The sequence below is a fragment of the Symmachiella macrocystis genome (genome assembly GCF_007860075.1).
GTDB lineage: Bacteria > Planctomycetota > Planctomycetia > Planctomycetales > Planctomycetaceae > Symmachiella > Symmachiella macrocystis.
This window is the reverse complement of the sequence record NZ_SJPP01000001.1, coordinates 766,648-782,634: the sequence shown is the minus strand read 5'-3', so window position 1 is coordinate 782,634 and position 15,987 is coordinate 766,648. Positions and strand designations below refer to the sequence as shown.

Below are 15,987 nucleotides of genomic sequence, written 5' to 3'. Positions count from 1 at the left end.
GTTATCGGAGTGCGTGTTGTGGGTTGTCCGTAGATTTTTCAACATCGTGCAGGACCGCTGGTGCAGGAGGGGTTTTGCTATTGGGGCCAGGTTCCCGGCTCGACGCTTGCCGCACGCGGCTGGGTTTTCTACCGTGGTTGCGTATCGAGGAATTCAACAACGGAGAGTCACACATATGACGGACATCTATCAACGCGGCGCTGCTGTCCTGCCGGGCGGGGTTTGTTCCAGTACGCGGTTTAATCAAGCGTGGGGCAAGCCGGTCTATGCGACGCGGTCCAAAGGGGCGCGGTTTTGGGATGTTGAGGGGCGGGAGTTTCTCGATATGTCGATGAGCCACGGCGCTACGCTATTGGGGCATGCACCGGAATGCCTGCGACGGGTGTTTGAACAAACCTGGGAGGCGGGTGTCCTGTGTAGCCTGGATACCGAACATCACATCGAACTCGCTGAGCGTCTGTGCGAAATCGTTCCCTGCGGCGAACGTGTGCGCTTTACCGGATCGGGGTCCGAAGCGACGTTGCATGCGTTGCGGCTGTGCCGTGCGGTGAGCGGGCGAGATAAGATCATTCGTTTTCGCGGGCATTTTCACGGGTATCACGAATTCACCTTTATCGGCGGGCACCCCCCGGCGGGGCAACTGGAGGCGTCGCCGCCGTATCGCGAAAGCGCGGGTATTCCAGAGGCGATGGCGGAGTTGATCGTACCGGTCGAATACAACAATCCCGCAGCACTCGAAGCGGCAATTGCCGAGCATCGCAGCGATGTGGGGACGATCGTGATTGAGCCGGTCGATTTCAACTGCGGCTGCATTCTGCCCGAACCGGGATTTCTGGAATTGGCGCGGCGGTTGGCGGATGAGAATGACATGATTTTGTTCTTCGACGAAATCCAATCGTTCGCCAAGAAGAGTCCCGGTGGCGCGCAACAAGATTTCGGTGTGACGCCCGATATTTGTACGATCGGCAAATCGCTCGGTGCTGGCCTGCCGCTCTCGGCAATTGCAGGCAAAGCGGAGTTGATGGACCGCTACAAACCGGTCGGCGATGTCGCCCACAGCGGAACGTTCAACGCGCCCTTGCCGTCGATCCTAGCCGGGTTGGCGTTTGTGGAGGCCATTACCACGCCGGAGTTTTGGCAGCACATCAATACGTTGGGCGAACGGCTGTTCGCCGGTTTGGCGGAGATTGCCCAGCGTAGCCCGGTGCCGGTACGGTTCCAACACCACGGCAGCCGCTTCGGCATGATCTTCGGCACGCGGGAACCGGTCATCAACTACCGGCAAAGCTTGGTCCACGATCCGCAAACGATGCTGCAATTCTGCCGCGAAACGACAGAGCGCGGCGTGTACTTCCACGACTACGGCGGCGGCTCATGCCATCACGGATTTAGCTTGGCGCACGATGCAGATGATATTGATCGCGTGCTGAACGTGGTCGACGATTCGCTGGCAGCAATGGGCAGCTAATACGCTTCAATCGGAGCCAACACAAGAAAACGGGTAGCCGCGATTGCGCAGCAATCGGGGTTGGCATAGCCAACAAGAAGCCGCAATGACAGCGTTGAATAAATTTCCGAATCCGCCAATTACGCAGACCGTAAACTGCGGCTTCTTGTACCGACGGCACACCGATTGCAAAACAATCGGTGCCACCCGTTACCCGAGCAAAGCTCTCTCGAGAATCACCGTTTTCCTCAAGCCTGTCCCCTCAAGCCTCAAGCCTCCCTCCCCCCCCCTAAGACCACTTCCAAGTCTCACGAATATCCGCTTCATTCACAATCGCGTTGGGGGGCCAAGTCCCTTTGGACATGGCGACGATATTGGCTGCAGCTTCGTCGGCCATGTCTCGCAATGATTTTTCATCCACGCCGCCGATGTGGGGCAGGGCGACAACGTTGTCGAGTTTTAACAGCGGATTGTCGGCCGGGGTTGGTTCGACTTCGAAGACATCCAAGCCAGCGGCGGCGATGTGTCCCGATTCGAGAGCGGGGATCAAGTCCGCTTCCACAACCAATCCACCGCGGGCGGTATTGACGAAAAAGACGCCCGGTTTCATTTTGGCGATCGTCTCTTTGTTGATCAGCCCGCGCGTCTCGTCGGTCAGGGGCGCGTGGACGGAGATCACGTCGGAGCGTTTGAGTAGTTCGTCCAGGCTCACGATTTCGATGTTGTGCTCGGCGTTGAATTCGGCATTGGGGAATTGTTCGGCAGCGATGACATTCATGCGAAACGCGCGAGCGCGGATTGCCATGCTGCGGCCGATGCGTCCCAAGCCGATAATGCCCAGCGTCCGCTCGCGAACATTCTTCATGATGTGCGGCTTCCACTGGCCGCTGCGCATTTCGCGATCCGTCTGTGTGACCGTGCGGGCAATGTCCAGCATCAGAGCAAAGGCATGCTCGGCAACGCATTCGTGGTTGGCGTTGGGGGTGATCGAGACCGCGATTTTACGTTCGGTGCAAGCCGGGACGTTCACTTGGTCGTAACCGACGCCGACGCGGGACACGACACGCAAGTCGGGACAAGCTGCGAGCAATGACGGCGAATACAACTCTCCACTGGCCAGCGTCGCACTGATGCCCTGGAACGCCGCAACCAAATCGGCTTCGGAGGTTTGCTGTGTGAATCCAGGCGAGTCGGGATAGACGACCTCAAACCCGGCCGCCTCGAGCCGCTCGGAGTAGGGGCCCGGTTTTTTGTACAACAACGGCGGCGAAATCATCACGCGGGGCATGGGGAGAGTCCTCAGAAATCTTCTCGCTGTGGAAAATAATGATTGCAGAATCCCGTTATAATCTGGGGATCGCACAGACGAAAGTCTAACGGCCAATTGGCGTTCGCCGATTCCCGGCCCCAAACGACGACTTGGTCATTGCGCAGGGTGACTCGTTTCACAACAAAGAGGGAGGCATCGACCATGAACGTGCGAGAATTCCCCTTTCGACGCTGGATCCCCGTGCTGGTGGTCGGTGGGGTGCTGCTCCTCGTGATTGGAATATTGCTTCCGGCGGTCCAACGTGCGCGGACCCAAGCCAGGAAAACCCAATCGGTGAATCGCCTCAAGAACATCGGACTGGGCGTCCACAACTACTATAACGGCCAAGAGACTTTTCCCAGTGGGGGGATTATTCGCGACGATGGCGTGGCGATGCACGGGTGGTTGACCATGATTTATCCTTACGCGCAAATTATTTTTGGCGTGAATATGGTGAGACCTTGGGACGATGTTGAGAATGACCCTTGGGTACGGCAGGCATTTCATGATTGTGAAAATCCAGCCATCCCTCAACAGCTCTCGCACGACGGTTACGGACTAACGCATTACATGGGAAATCCCCATGTCTTCCACCGCAATAGCAGCGTGACGTTCGAAGACCTGACCGCTGGGCTGTCGCACACGTGGTTGGCGGGCGAGGTGACCGGCAACTTTCACCCGTGGGCGTATCCGTACAATTGGCGAGCCTTGGGGGAGCGTCTCAATGACGAGCCGAACGGCTTTGGCCGCCCCACAGGAGATGGGGCCTACTTCGTGTTAGCCGACGGGCGTGTGAAGTTCTTCGGAAATGCTGTGGGTGAGGAGGTGCTGCGAAATCTAGCAAATGCTCCGCCGAGAGCGACACCGGAGCAGACAGCGATTCCGACAACGCGCGTGGAATCTGAAACCTGCAACTGGAAGTACGAGGAAATCAAACTACAACCGGCAAGCGCAGACGGCGTGTCGTTTGCCAAGGTCTGGATCGATGGAGCCGGGATTCCGCAAACGGTTTCGGTTTTTTGCCGCACCCGAGATTCGACGATAAGAAGAGGATCAGGATCTCGCTTGTTGTCTGAACAGGAATTCCGACGCCTTCACGATAAGTACCCTAGCACGCGAAAATTATTCGGGCTGCATGGGATTGACGATGCGTCTGCGAAGATGATTGCGCAGTTTGAGGATTTGGAATTTCTGGAGACTGAGAGAATTCAACTCTCGGCAACCGGGTTGCAGGCTTTACAAAAACTGCCGCAGCTAAAAATCATGCGAGTTCGATGCTGGCATCAGGCTGCCGGCGACGAACTCAAAGCATCGCTGCCCGATTGCGAAATCCGCGGTGCTTGGCAACTCCCCGACGACGTGCAGCCTTTTGATTGGCTGACATGGTGAGCATCATGCGCTGTGCATAGACGCAGTGCGAGTTAATTGCATTGTCATCCGATGTCGCAGGCGGACCGCTCAAAGCACCGGGCCGAGCATGGCGATGGTGTTGTTCCACAGGCGATGACGGATGGGCCAATTGGCGACCATCTCGGCTGTCACGGGGTGGGAATGTGCCAGGTAGGTCGCTTGCCGTTGGCGGACGTCAGCGGTCAAACCTTGGTCGTAGAAGAGGATGTTGTTTTCGTAGTTCAGATCAAAACTACGGCGGTCCATGTTGGCGGATCCGATCAGCGTGATCTCGCCGTCCAATGTCAGGGACTTGGTGTGCAGCAGGCCGCCTTCGTATTCGAAAATCTGCACGCCCGCCGCCAGTAGGTCTGCGTAATAACTACGACTGGCAGCTCCGACAATGAAAGAGTCGTTCTTGGCGGGGAAAATGATCGTGGTCTCAACGCCTCGGCGCGCACTGGCGCAGAGTGCCGCTTGCATGGCTTCGTCGGGCACGTAGTAGGGCGTTGAGATGACCAGTTCGTGCCGTCCTGCATACATCAGTGTTTCAAACACCTGCGGCATTGCCTCGTAACGTACCGTCGGTCCGGTGCCGATCACTTGAGCTGCCAAACCATCTTCGAGCGGCGGAAGCGGTTGCCGTAGTAGGTCGTTGATATCCTCGTCGACATGCGCCATCCAGTCACTGGCAAACAGGTACTGGTTTTGCCGGACAATCGGACCTTCGAAGCGGATCATCGCATCGACCCAGGGCGCGTACTTCGCCTTCACGCGAAATTCAGGGTCTGCGCAATTCTGACTTCCGCAATAGGTCACGCGATTGTCGATCACCAAGATTTTGCGGTGATTGCGCAGATCGATCCGCCCTTTGAGCGGACGCAGTAAGGGGTTGCCGATGGGAAGTGCGACGGCAACACGGACGCCGGCGGCTTGCATAGCCTTCCAGTGTTCCGAGTCGATCATGGTGCGCGAACCGAGCCCATCGGCCATCGCCCGACAAGTCACCCCCCGCGCGGCAGCCCGTTTTAGTGCTTCAACCACCGCGCGTCCGTTGTTGTCTGTGAGCCAGATGTAGAAGATCAGATGCACGTGGTCTTTGGCAGCATCGATGTCGGCAATCATGGATTTGATCGTCGCATTGGAATCCTGCATCAACTCACCACGGTTGCCGCTCACCGGCTCAAATCCATTGACCGTGGATCCGATCCGGAACAGGTGTGCATAACACTCGGGGATCTCCGGCTGAAGACTCGTGTTTTCCGTCGCAGCCGCAGCTGAGACGTTCGGCATCTGCGATAACACTTCGCGCATCCGCGCCACGCGGCGGCGGCCAATGTTCGTCTCACCGAGTAGAAGGTAAGCGATAATGCCGATCACGGGCAGCGTGAAAATCACCACAATCCAAGCCACGCGAGATGCTGGATCGCGGTGCGGGCGCAAAATCGCTCGCGCACCAACGGCAACGTGGATCAAGAAAAGCAGGCCCGTCCCGAAGATGGTGACGAAGTAAGTGTCAGTCATTCTCGCTCCGAAGCCTTTTTGCAAACAAAGTTGAAATCAAAATGGACAACGGAGCGGACGACACAAGCCAGCGGCAACTTCTCAAAGCAACACCAGACAAAAATAGGGCCGGCAGGACTCGAACCTGCAACCAACAAATTATGAGTTTGCTGCTCTAACCGATTGAGCTACGGCCCCGGGGGGAGTTTAGATGCTGGGAGGCTGTCGGGAGTTCGCGTTTGTTTGACTTTCTTTTCGGTTTTTCTTTCGGTGGTCACAAACGGTGGCGACGAAATACTATCACGTCCGGTGGTATCGGGCGGGATGGCGGGTGGTTTGGGGATTCTACACGGCTGTCTGCGAAAACAAAAGTCCGCACTGAATCGCCTGTCCCGCTCCGCATTGCTGACTCATGTCGAAATTGGCGGGGGTGTTCGGAATTGTCCGCATGGGTGACATGTGAATTATGGGGGTTGGGAGATTGGCGATTTCACTTTTTTTTACTGAGGAACCGGGCTAGTGGTGAGGGGTGTTTTCGGGCCTAGCATTCGACAATTCTGTGGCTGCAAACTACAGTGTGAGGCGTCACGTATTTGTTGGAAAAGGGATGTTGCTTTGAGTTCGGCAAAAACAATTTTGGTCACCGGTGGAGCCGGTTATATTGGCAGTGTGGTGGTCGAGCAGCTTGTCGGCGAGGGAGCGCGCGTGGTTGTCTTCGACAATCTGTCGCAGGGGCATCGCGCCGCTGTGCATCCCGATGCGGTGTTTGTCGAAGGTGACTTGCTTGATGCGGAGGCGATTGAGTCGACGGTCGCTGAATACCGTCCGGAGAGTGTTCTGCACTTTGCCGCTCATTCCTTGGTCGGCGAGTCGATGCAAGTGCCGCTGAAGTACTTGGGCCAAAATGTGACGGCCGGATTGAATCTGTTTCAAACCATGGTGAATCACGATGTGCGTCAACTGATTCTTTCGTCGACGGCCAATCTGTTTGGCGACCCCGAAGAGATTCCCATTTCGGAATCGACAAAAATTGCCCCCGGGAGTGCCTACGGCGAATCGAAATATATTCTCGAGCGCATGCTGGCTTGGCTGGAGCAGATTCATGGATTGCGGTATGCGGCGCTGCGTTATTTTAATGCGGCGGGAGCGACGGCTGAGCGCGGCGAAGACCATACTCCCGAAACGCATCTCATTCCGTTAGTGCTGGAAGTTGCCTTGGGGCAGCGTGATCAGATTACGGTTTTTGGCGACGATTATCCGACGGAAGATGGGACGTGCATTCGTGATTACATCCATGTTTCGGATTTGGCGCAAGCCCATATTCGGGCACTGGATGCCCTAGCGGAAGGCAGTCGGGTTTATAATCTCGGCAATGGCAACGGATTTAGTGTGCAAGATGTGATCGAAACTGCGCGCGAAGTGACCGGTCATCCGATCCCGGTTGTTTCCGGAGAGCGGCGTGCGGGTGACCCGGCCATTCTGGTTGCGGACAGTCAGAAAATCCGTGCGGAGTTGGATTGGAAGCCGCAGTTTCCGCAATTGCGCGACATCATGCAAACCGCTTGGAACTGGCATCAAAGCCACCCCAACGGCTATGCGGAATAGCGGTTCAGCTACGTTCTATGAGTGAGTTCGTTGCTACGCTACCGCTTAAACCTTCTGGGCTGAGTAGAGGACCGTGGCGTGAAGCTAACTGCGAACTTACCCGCAACTCGAATACTCAATGGTGTTGAGGGTCGGCTGCGGTGCGGTATTCCCGGATGACGAGTCTGGGGAAGACGATTGCCCCCTTCAGGTAGCGACCGGCCAGACGCCGTGGGTTTGTCAGCATGCGGTGCAGCCATTCGAGCCGCGCGTGTTGGGCCCAGCGTGGGGCGCGCGTTTGGTGCCCCGCCAGGAAGTCGATCGTGCCCCCGGCTGCTACGGCAATCTTTGCATTGAGTTGCGAGCGATGGCGAGCTAACCACAGTTCCTGTTTCGGAGCGCCAAAGCCGACGACCAGAAGATCAGGCGCTGATTCGTTCACCTTGGCGACAATGCGCTGGTTTTCGTCGTCCTGGGTTTCGAATCCGAAAGGGGGGCTATCGGTGCCGACGATATTGGCTTTCGGCCAACGTTGCCGAATGCGGGCCGCTGCCTGTTCCGCGACACCGGTGGCTCCACCCAGCAGAAAGATTCGCGGATTGTGTTGGGAGGCCCCAGCAGCAATCAGTGCGGGGACTAAGTCAGAGCCGGCGACGCGGGCGGGGAGCGTTTTTTTGAGCCAGCGCGATGCGGTGACGACAGGCCATCCATCAGCAACGACTAAACCTGCCAGTCCGTATGCGTCGCGCAGTTGCAGATTTTGGTTGAGTTGAACAATGTGGTCGACATTGGGAGTAAAGACCAACTCACAGGGTCCGGCGGGACCTTGCATGCGCTTCAGTCCCCAGTCGATCGCATCGTCCATCGTCACTTGATGAATGGCGATGCCGAACATTTTGACGTGCGGCGGCACAGGGTGTTGCGGGGGTTCCCCGTCAGTTTCGCAATTTTGTGCGGGGTGGGGTGAAGGCAACATGTTTTCTGTGGCAGCTCTGTGTCAGCACTGCGACGCAAGTTGTGGGGGGGGTTAGGACAGCACGAAGTCACGTTTGGTGATAACGCCCTTGCGTTTGCCACGCAAGGGCTAGTTCAGACAAACGTAATAGCCCCCACCCAAAGTGATTTAGTAAGCGCCCTTTGCACTCAACACGGCAGGTACGGTTCGCAGCAGGAGTTGCATGTCGAATAGCAGCGATTGACGCTCGATGTATTCGATGTCCATTTGCAATTGTTTCGGAAAGGGGATGTTGCTGCGTCCGGAGACCTGCCAAATGCAAGTCAGGCCGGGTTTGACTTCCAGTCGCCGGAGGTCGTCCCAGGAGTATTGCTCGACTTCCGAAGGCACCGGCGGGCGGGGCCCGACCAAGCTCATGTCGCCTAGCAGTACGTTGAACAATTGGGGCAGTTCGTCGAAGCTCGACTTACGGAGTAGTCGTCCGATCGGCGTCACGCGCGGGTCATGAGCCATTTTGAAGGTGCGGCTATCCTCGTGTTGGTTTTTCTCGCGCAATTCGTCCTTTTGGCGATCCGCATCGACGGACATTGAGCGAAATTTGTAGCAGGTGAATTCCTGGCCACGCAGTCCAACACGTGTATGTTTGTAGATAGCCGGTCCGCGACTTGTCAGGCGAATTGCCAAAGCGATTGCGATGAACAACGGCGAAAACACTAGAATCGCAGAGCCTGTGACGAAAACGTCCAGAGCCCGTTTCGCGAATGCGTAAAGTGCTTTCTCCCGCTGGGTGGCAATGCTCTTGGGGCGATGCGTGACCGCCTCACGCACTGTGCGGCGGAGTGTACGGGGTCGAACGGAATGTTCGATGGTACGCTCTGAGCCGCTGGGGTGAGTGGGGGGAGGGTAAAGTGGGTTTAGGGAGGAATGCAGAGTGGCGGTTGCTGTTTGGCCCGAAGTACCGTTCTCCGACATAGTACATCCTTCAAATTCATCTGGGAGGTTGGGTAGGTAACGGTCTGCGGTGACTGCCGTGCCAACCGATGGAGGACCGTTTCACGGAAATCCGAATTTCCATGAAAATCTTGCATTTATCCCCATTTATCTCAGGGATGAGACACGAAGCTTTCGTGCTCCTTTGCATCTCGATAAATGCGGGTTTTGTACTGGAGGAAACCCTAACGCAAATCGTGAGCCAATCAGTGCTGAGATGGTCCGCAATCACGGGATTGCTCCTGCCAAAATGGAGGGAATCAACCCAGGAACTGCTGGGATAACGCCGAATTCGCGGTAGAATTGCTCTCTTGAATATTGAGAGATTTTTGGTGGGAGGGTGAGCTGAAGGGTTTATCGAAATGATAATTGAGTGTTGATAATTACAAGCGGTTGAATGGGGAGACGGCTTTGATAAAGGTGGCTCTTGCAACTGTCAGGGGTTTGTTTAGCATGCCTATACTTTTGGGGCGCAGGCTTCCCTTGTCGGTCGCAGAATTCTAATGGGCGGTCCCTTAGATGACGCAACTGGGGGCGATCCCCTGTGAGCGGCAAGGAGATCGGTTTTTCCGGCACGACGAGTGATTAGACCTATTCGTGGTGGCGGCGAAGACATTTCCGTTATTGATGCGCCGTCGCCATGGATGCCCGGCAAGGCGACGCGGTGGCTTGGGGAACAAGTCCGTCATCGGCACGTTGGGTTTCGGTCGATCTTGGCACACGACGTGCTCAATGCAGGTGGAGCCGCACGGTCGTTTTGCTGGGTGGCTCTTGGCATGCGATTTGCAGAATCTGTACAACTCCTCCCCGGCACGTTAACCTCTCCACTAATAACGTGAACATGCTTGTTGAAACATCCATAGAGACTGAAACGCCTCAAGTGCTTCCTGTGTCCGTTGCAGCAGTGATTGTGAATTACGGCACTGCGGAGCTCGTCGTGCAATGCATCGATTCGCTTCAGGAAACGCGCTGGGAATGTGACCGTCTGCAGGTGTATGTCGTCGATAACGCTTCCAGCGATAATTCCGTAGAGGAAATTCAGGCAGTCATTTCCGAGCGGGGTTGGAATGAGTGGGTGGAGCTGTTGTGTGCTCCGAGTAACGGAGGATTCGCTTTCGGTAATAACGTGGGGATCCGTCGAGCGCTTGCCGGAGACGACCCCTCGATGGGAGCGGTTTGGTTATTGAACTCGGACACGATCGTCAGACCTGGAGCTTTAGAGTCTTTGTTGCAGGCTTTGGAAACTCATCCGCAGGCCGGAATCGTGGGGAGCCGCCTGGAAGACATGGACGGCACGTCACAACGCTCCGCTTTTCGCTTTCAGACAATCGGCCGCGAATGGGCGCGAGGCCTGAACTTGGGATTGTGGTTTAAGCTATTTCCCAACGCGGAAGTCGCTCCTGTGCAGGTCGATCAAGAGTACGAGACCGATTGGTTGGCCGGTGCGAGTATGTTGATTCGGCGGGAAGTGATCGACGACACGGGATTACTGGACGAAGGCTATTTTCTTTACTACGAAGAAGTCGATTACTGTCTGCGCGCCGCCCGTCAGAATTGGCGGACGGTATACGTTCCCACAAGCCGGGTCGTGCATCTGGTGGGGCAGAGTTCCGGCGTGACGAGTCGCGACGCCGATGATCGCCGATTGCCGAAGTATTGGTATGAATCGCGGGCTCGATTTTTTACGCAAAACTACGGAAAAATGTCTCGGATTATTGCGGACATCAGTTGGCTGACCGGCCATTTGCTGTACCGCGCGCGGTGTTTCCTGCAGAGAAAATCGATCACGTTTCCAAAATGCATGGTGCGTGATTTTGTGCGATTCAATTTTTGGTGGCCCAGCCGCGTTGGTTAGCCGTGTTGATTCAGCCGTAGTCAAATTAGCCGTGTCAATTGGGAAGTGGTCGTGAGTGCAAATCAAATACTCGTGCAGTCGGCAGAGCTTTCAAGCTCGCTCCCTGTTCCGCAGGGGGAAGTGGATTTGCAAACGCGTGCGCGAACCAATCAAAACCCGGCCGGTGTCTCGCTTTGGAAATTATGGCGCGAGGATTTGGCGACGCATGATGGCAAAATATTAGAGCAAGGTTTCTGGGCGATGGCCGTTCATCGGTTTGGAAATTGGCGGATGGGCGTCAAACCTGCGTTACTGAGAATGCCGTTTTCGATCATCTACAAATTCCTCTACCGCTTTGTGGAGTGGACCTGCGGAATCAGTTTGCCGTACACCGTTCAAGTCGGCCGTCAGGTCAGAATCTGGCATCACAGCGGCATGATTTTCAATGCGGTTTCGATTGGTGATCGCGTACAGCTACGGCAGAACACGACTTTTGGGGTCGTGCGGACGGAGCATGATTTTGAATTGCCGATTATCGAAGCGGGTGCTGACATTGGCGTCGGAGCTGCCATCCTGGGGCCGGTCCGCGTGGGGGCGAACGCCGTCATCGGAGCGAACGCGGTTGTGTTGAGCGATATTCCACCCAATTCCGTTGCCGTAGGCGCGCCGGCCAAAGTCGTCAGAACCCTGGAGCGAGACAGCGACAGCACTAGTCGCAAAGAAGGGATCGCGGCGGAATGAGTGAAACGTTGGGAGTTGTGGTCATCGGACGCAATGAGGGGGAGCGGCTGCGCCGTTGTCTGGAGTCCGTAAAAGCGTGCGGACTCCATGCCGTCTACGTCGATTCGGGCTCATCGGACGACAGTGTACAAATCGCCCAATCGATTGATTTTACGGTCGTCAATCTGGATTTAGCGATTCCCTTTACCGCCGCCCGTGCGCGGAGCGAGGGATATGACAAATTGCTAGAAGAGTATCCCAGTCTAAAATATGTGTTGTTTGTCGACGGGGATTGTGAAATTGAATTACCCTGGCCGCGCATTGCCGAGACGTTTTTGCAGGAACATGAGGAGGTCGGGATTGTCGCCGGACGACGGCGTGAGCGGTTCCCGGAAGCGTCCGTCTATAACCGGCTGTGCGATTTTGAGTGGGACGCGCCAACGGGTCAAGTGGCCGCTATTGGCGGAGACTCAATCGTGCGGGTCAGCGCCTACCAAGCCGCCGGCGGATTCAATCCGACCGTGCCGGCCGGTGAAGAACCGGAACTGTGCAGCCGCATCCGCGCTGCCGGTTGGAAAGTGTGGCGGATCAATACGGAGATGACTAGGCATGATGCCGCCATGTTTCATTTTGGCCAGTGGTGGAAACGTTTGACGCGCACCGGTTACGGCGGATTCGATGTCGAACGCCGTTTCAAAACCGGCGTGTTTCAGCGAATCCTTTATAGCGCTTTCGTGTGGGGAATTTTGATTCCCCTGTTGGCAGTGGTTGCCGCCGTATCAGCGTACCGTTATTTCGGAGTCATCGGCGCCGTGGCTGTCGTGGCCGGTGTCGGCGCGGTTTGGCTGCTACAGATTCTCCGCATCACTGTCCGCACACATCGCCAGGGGCGTCCTTGGCGGCAAAGCTTGGAGTATGGCTGGTTCACGATGCTTGCGAAATTCCCAATAGCGGTGGGTTCGCTGAAATCGTTGTGGGCTTGCTTGACACGTCAGGGAGCTCAAATCATTGAGTATAAGTCGGCGGTCAAAAGTCCATCGGCTTGAATCTCGTGGAATCCTTGCGAAAAACATGGATTCGCGATTATGCAATAATTCTTACTCTCGTTTTTTAGGAACCGTCTGCCTTGAAACCTCGCTTGGGCACCATGCTACGCAGTTGCCGCCAACACGCTCGAGATTCCTTCGAGCGCGTGAGGATAACTCAGGGTGCGTACACGCGGTGTACGATGCTCGTCTGTGGCGAGCGGTTGGATATTGCCAGATCCCAGGTTCATCCGCTGTTGGATTGGGTGCCGGACCAGCGGGTGGGGTGGCTGTTGCGAGAAAATGCACACCGGCCCTCGTTATGGCGGAAAACGCAACCGCAAGTTGCGTTTCTGCAAAGTTATTGGGACACACCGTTTGTCGAGATGGAGTCGCTCATCGCCCTCATTCGTGAGGAGTCGCCGCGGACAAAAATCTGTTACCTCGATTGGTTTGCACCGGCGAATGTTCCCGAACCACGACTGATCGACCTCGTGGATTTGTACGTCAAAAAAAATATCTTACGGGATCGGTCACGCTACCTAAGCGGCATGTGCGAAACCAATCTGGTGGAGTACGAGGCGCAGTGGGGTTCGGAATTTTTGAATCCCCGGCAGGGGGTGCTCACCGAACAACAGTTGTCGAAGTTGACCGTCGGCTGGAGTTTTGCCACCGATCGACGGTTGGTGGAAGCTTTGCAGTCAGACGCGTCCGCCAATACGGACCGGCTGATTGATCTGCACTGTCGGATTTTTTCGAAGAACGAGCGGACGTGGTATCACCACATGCGCAATCGCTGCGTGGAGTCGGTCAATGAACTGGCGGCCGGTGCTGCGGAGGGCGAGCAGATTGTATGCAGTGCTGCTCGGTTGGATTGGGACGCGTATATGCGCGAGCTGGCATCCAGCAAGGCTTGCCTGAGTCCGTTTGGCTACGGAGAAGTCTGTTGGCGCGATTTTGAGGCGATCGCCGCCGGAGCGGTGCTGGTCAAACCCAGTATGGATCATCTTGAGGTGTTTCCGGACATCTATATTCCCGGTGAAACTTACGTCGATATCGATTGGTCCTTTAGCGATTTGAAGGTGAAGTACGAATCGACGCGTGACAGTAGCCTGCAGAAAAAATTGGCTGGCAATGCCGGGGAGCGCTGGAAGTCATTCGTCGAGACGGACTGGAATGAGCACTGGAACGACACACTTCAAAAACTATTAGAAACATAACGGCGGGCCATGGCGACATCGATCAAAGGTATGACTCGCTGGTTGGGTCACCGCGGCAGAGAATGCGGTGTGCACATCGATCGGCTGCGACAATCGCACCATGCGCCGCGGGTGATTTTTAGCGTGGACGGTCCGAACAACGGAATGGCGTCGGGGTTGCGGGGTTATGCAATGGCCGAGCACCTCCGCCGTTTCAATTGGCGGACAACGGTGTTTCCGCATCAGTTAGAACAATGTCAAAGAAGCCGTGTTTTTAAGTATGAATCTCCCGATGTTGTGGTCCTGCAAAAGGCGCGACATGCACTGAACCTGCCCTCGCTGTATGCGGGGGCGAAAGTCGTGCTGGATGTCGACGACGCAGATTTCCTGGATCCTCAATTGGCCGAGCGGTATGAGACGGTGGTCCGCGGCTGCGATGCGGTGATTGCGGGGAGCCGTTTTGTGGCGGATTGGGCGCGTCAATTCAATCCGAACGTCACCATCATTTGGACTGCCAAACCTCCCGCGCCGGAATACAAAACACGCCCTACTAAAAACGAACGTCCAACCATCATCTGGGCCTGTTCGGATCCGCATGCCTATCCGGCCGAAGCCGAATTGGTCCGCGAGGTGCTGTTGCATGTGCAGTCGCCGGAACAGCTAACATTCGTGTTCGCCGGTGTGCGGAATGAGTCCGTCTCCGACGAATGGTTGCAGCCGCTTGCGCAGGCCGGCATCGATTGCCAGAAACTGCGGTTTTGCGAATACGGTCAATTTGTGCGTTCGATTGGGACTGCCCATATCGGCCTCGCGCCGCTGCTGCCGGAATCCTCGCCGTTCAGTGCGGGTAAGTCGTTTGGAAAAGTGCTGGCCTACCTGGATGCCTATGTGACGTGCGTTGCCTCAAATTGCTGTGACCATCCCCTGTTTTTTCGCCATGGAGAAAACGGCATGTTGGCCAATTCAGTCGACGAATGGGTACTAGCTCTCGATCAACTCGTCGCCGATAGCACGGACTGCACTGCCATGGGGGAAACGGCCAAGCAGGATTATTTGGAGAGACTCACTTGTGAAGCGTCAGCAGCCAGATTGAATGATGTTTTACGGCAACTGATAACCAGCGACGGTACGGATAAGTAAAGTGGATTGATTTTGATTCGCAGAGTTATGCCCGCTTTGCAATAAGAAAATGATGAGAGGCCGGTGACCAATGATTAGCCACGAACACAAAGCTATCTATGTTCATGTCCCGAAATGCGCGGGGAGCAGCGTCGAGAAACTGTTGTTGCCGAATCGGCCTCAACATGACGGGCCGGATTATGAGCATTTATTTGGGTGGTGCCCCAAGCGAAAAATTCATTTGCAGCACGCCACCGCTGCGCAAATGTTGGATCTGGAGTTGGTGACGGAAAGCCAATGGCGGGACTATTACAAATTCGCCTTTGTTCGGAATCCATTCGACCGCACATTCTCGGATTATTTTTGGATGAAGACCCAGATTGAACCGGCTGGCGGCTTTGGGGAATACATCGAGCGAAGCGGCCGATTCGCTCCCATCCTGGGCGAACCGGATGGGCCGGACTATCGCGGCGACCATCTGATTCCACAGTGCGAATTCGTGCACATCGATGGTCAGGTCGCCGTCGATTTCATCGGCCGGTTTGAGTCGCTCGATGCGGGTTTAGAAACCATTCAGACCAAGCTATCTGTCGTGGATCGCCGTGTACCGCACTTAAAGAAGGGCCGTAAGCGGCATCAGCACTATTCCCATTTTTATACCAACCGCATGCGGGAGCAGGTCCGGTCGTTGTATGAAGCGGACCTGGCCGCATTCGACTATCAGTTCGACGATCAGCGCAACATGATGTCCAACATCAAGCGTTACGTCTGGCCCATTCGTCACACACTCGGGAACTGGAAATACGCCGCCCAAACGCGGTTTGGTGTTTGAGCCTGTTTCGCAATTCGATATCTTAGCATGGCATCCCGCTAGCGCAAGTTTGCGTGGCCCGGTGTCTGCTACGGCCGGAGT

At 55.8% G+C, this 15,987-nt stretch carries 13 protein-coding genes and 1 tRNA gene; 9 read left to right on the top strand and 5 right to left on the bottom strand.

Annotation, left to right across the window (positions count from 1 at the left end; translation table 11 throughout):
* Positions 1-175 precede the first annotated feature (175 nt).
* Positions 176-1,468 (top strand): aspartate aminotransferase family protein, encoded by a 1,293-nt coding sequence (locus CA54_RS03040; RefSeq protein WP_146369384.1) that lies wholly within the window; start codon positions 176-178, stop codon positions 1,466-1,468.
* A 268-nt stretch (positions 1,469-1,736) separates the two neighbouring features.
* Here CA54_RS03040 and CA54_RS03035 read toward each other — a convergent pair whose 3' ends face one another.
* A complete protein-coding gene (locus CA54_RS03035) occupies positions 1,737-2,735 on the bottom strand; it encodes a phosphoglycerate dehydrogenase (protein ID WP_146369383.1) in 999 nt (332 codons plus the stop codon).
* Positions 2,736-2,918: 183 nt separating this feature from the next.
* On the opposite strand from CA54_RS03035, the gene CA54_RS03030 reads away from it, so the two are divergent.
* On the top strand, positions 2,919-4,145 hold the full coding sequence (locus CA54_RS03030) for a DUF1559 family PulG-like putative transporter (RefSeq protein ID WP_146369382.1): 1,227 nt from the start codon (positions 2,919-2,921) through the stop codon (positions 4,143-4,145).
* Between the two features lie 69 nt (positions 4,146-4,214).
* Here CA54_RS03030 and cls read toward each other — a convergent pair whose 3' ends face one another.
* Together cls and CA54_RS03020 are read right to left on the bottom strand one after the other, a co-directional pair.
* Positions 4,215-5,669, bottom strand: coding sequence for a cardiolipin synthase (gene cls / locus CA54_RS03025; protein WP_146369381.1), 1,455 nt, complete (start codon positions 5,667-5,669; stop codon positions 4,215-4,217).
* Positions 5,670-5,772: 103 nt separating this feature from the next.
* Positions 5,773-5,846 (bottom strand) — tRNA-Ile (locus CA54_RS03020).
* A gap of 417 nt (positions 5,847-6,263) precedes the next feature.
* Between CA54_RS03020 and galE the strand changes: the two genes are divergently transcribed.
* Entirely contained in the window at positions 6,264-7,253 is a 990-nt protein-coding gene (gene galE, locus CA54_RS03015; RefSeq protein WP_197532170.1) for a UDP-glucose 4-epimerase GalE, read from the top strand.
* 115 nt (positions 7,254-7,368) lie between these two features.
* Here the strand turns inward: galE and CA54_RS03010 are convergent, their stop codons facing one another.
* Both CA54_RS03010 and CA54_RS03005 read right to left on the bottom strand, forming a co-directional pair.
* Positions 7,369-8,208 (bottom strand): WecB/TagA/CpsF family glycosyltransferase, encoded by an 840-nt coding sequence (locus tag CA54_RS03010; protein ID WP_197532169.1) that lies wholly within the window; start codon positions 8,206-8,208, stop codon positions 7,369-7,371.
* A 147-nt stretch (positions 8,209-8,355) separates the two neighbouring features.
* The gene (locus tag CA54_RS03005; protein ID WP_146369380.1) at positions 8,356-9,159 is read right to left on the bottom strand and encodes a sugar transferase; all 804 of its coding nucleotides are present in this window, start codon (positions 9,157-9,159) and stop codon (positions 8,356-8,358) included.
* 907 nt (positions 9,160-10,066) lie between these two features.
* On the opposite strand from CA54_RS03005, the gene CA54_RS03000 reads away from it, so the two are divergent.
* The 6 genes from CA54_RS03000 to CA54_RS02975 all read left to right on the top strand — a co-directional run bounded on the left by CA54_RS03000 (position 10,067) and on the right by CA54_RS02975 (position 15,906).
* Positions 10,067-11,032: a glycosyltransferase family 2 protein gene (locus tag CA54_RS03000; protein ID WP_197532168.1), complete on the top strand. Its 966-nt coding sequence runs from the start codon at positions 10,067-10,069 to the stop codon at positions 11,030-11,032.
* A gap of 51 nt (positions 11,033-11,083) precedes the next feature.
* Complete coding sequence (locus CA54_RS30075) at positions 11,084-11,752, top strand: serine O-acetyltransferase (RefSeq protein WP_197532167.1); 669 nt, start codon at positions 11,084-11,086, stop codon at positions 11,750-11,752.
* Entirely contained in the window at positions 11,749-12,777 is a 1,029-nt protein-coding gene (locus CA54_RS02990; protein ID WP_146369378.1) for a glycosyltransferase, read from the top strand. The genes CA54_RS30075 and CA54_RS02990 overlap by 4 nt, the downstream gene beginning before the upstream one ends.
* Before the next feature lie 182 nt (positions 12,778-12,959).
* Entirely contained in the window at positions 12,960-13,976 is a 1,017-nt protein-coding gene (locus tag CA54_RS02985) for a hypothetical protein (RefSeq protein WP_146369377.1), read from the top strand.
* A 30-nt stretch (positions 13,977-14,006) separates the two neighbouring features.
* On the top strand, positions 14,007-15,095 hold the full coding sequence (locus tag CA54_RS02980; protein WP_197532166.1) for a glycosyltransferase: 1,089 nt from the start codon (positions 14,007-14,009) through the stop codon (positions 15,093-15,095).
* Positions 15,096-15,165: 70 nt separating this feature from the next.
* Complete coding sequence (locus tag CA54_RS02975) at positions 15,166-15,906, top strand: sulfotransferase family 2 domain-containing protein (protein ID WP_146369375.1); 741 nt, start codon at positions 15,166-15,168, stop codon at positions 15,904-15,906.
* The last annotated feature ends 81 nt before the right edge of the window (positions 15,907-15,987 follow it).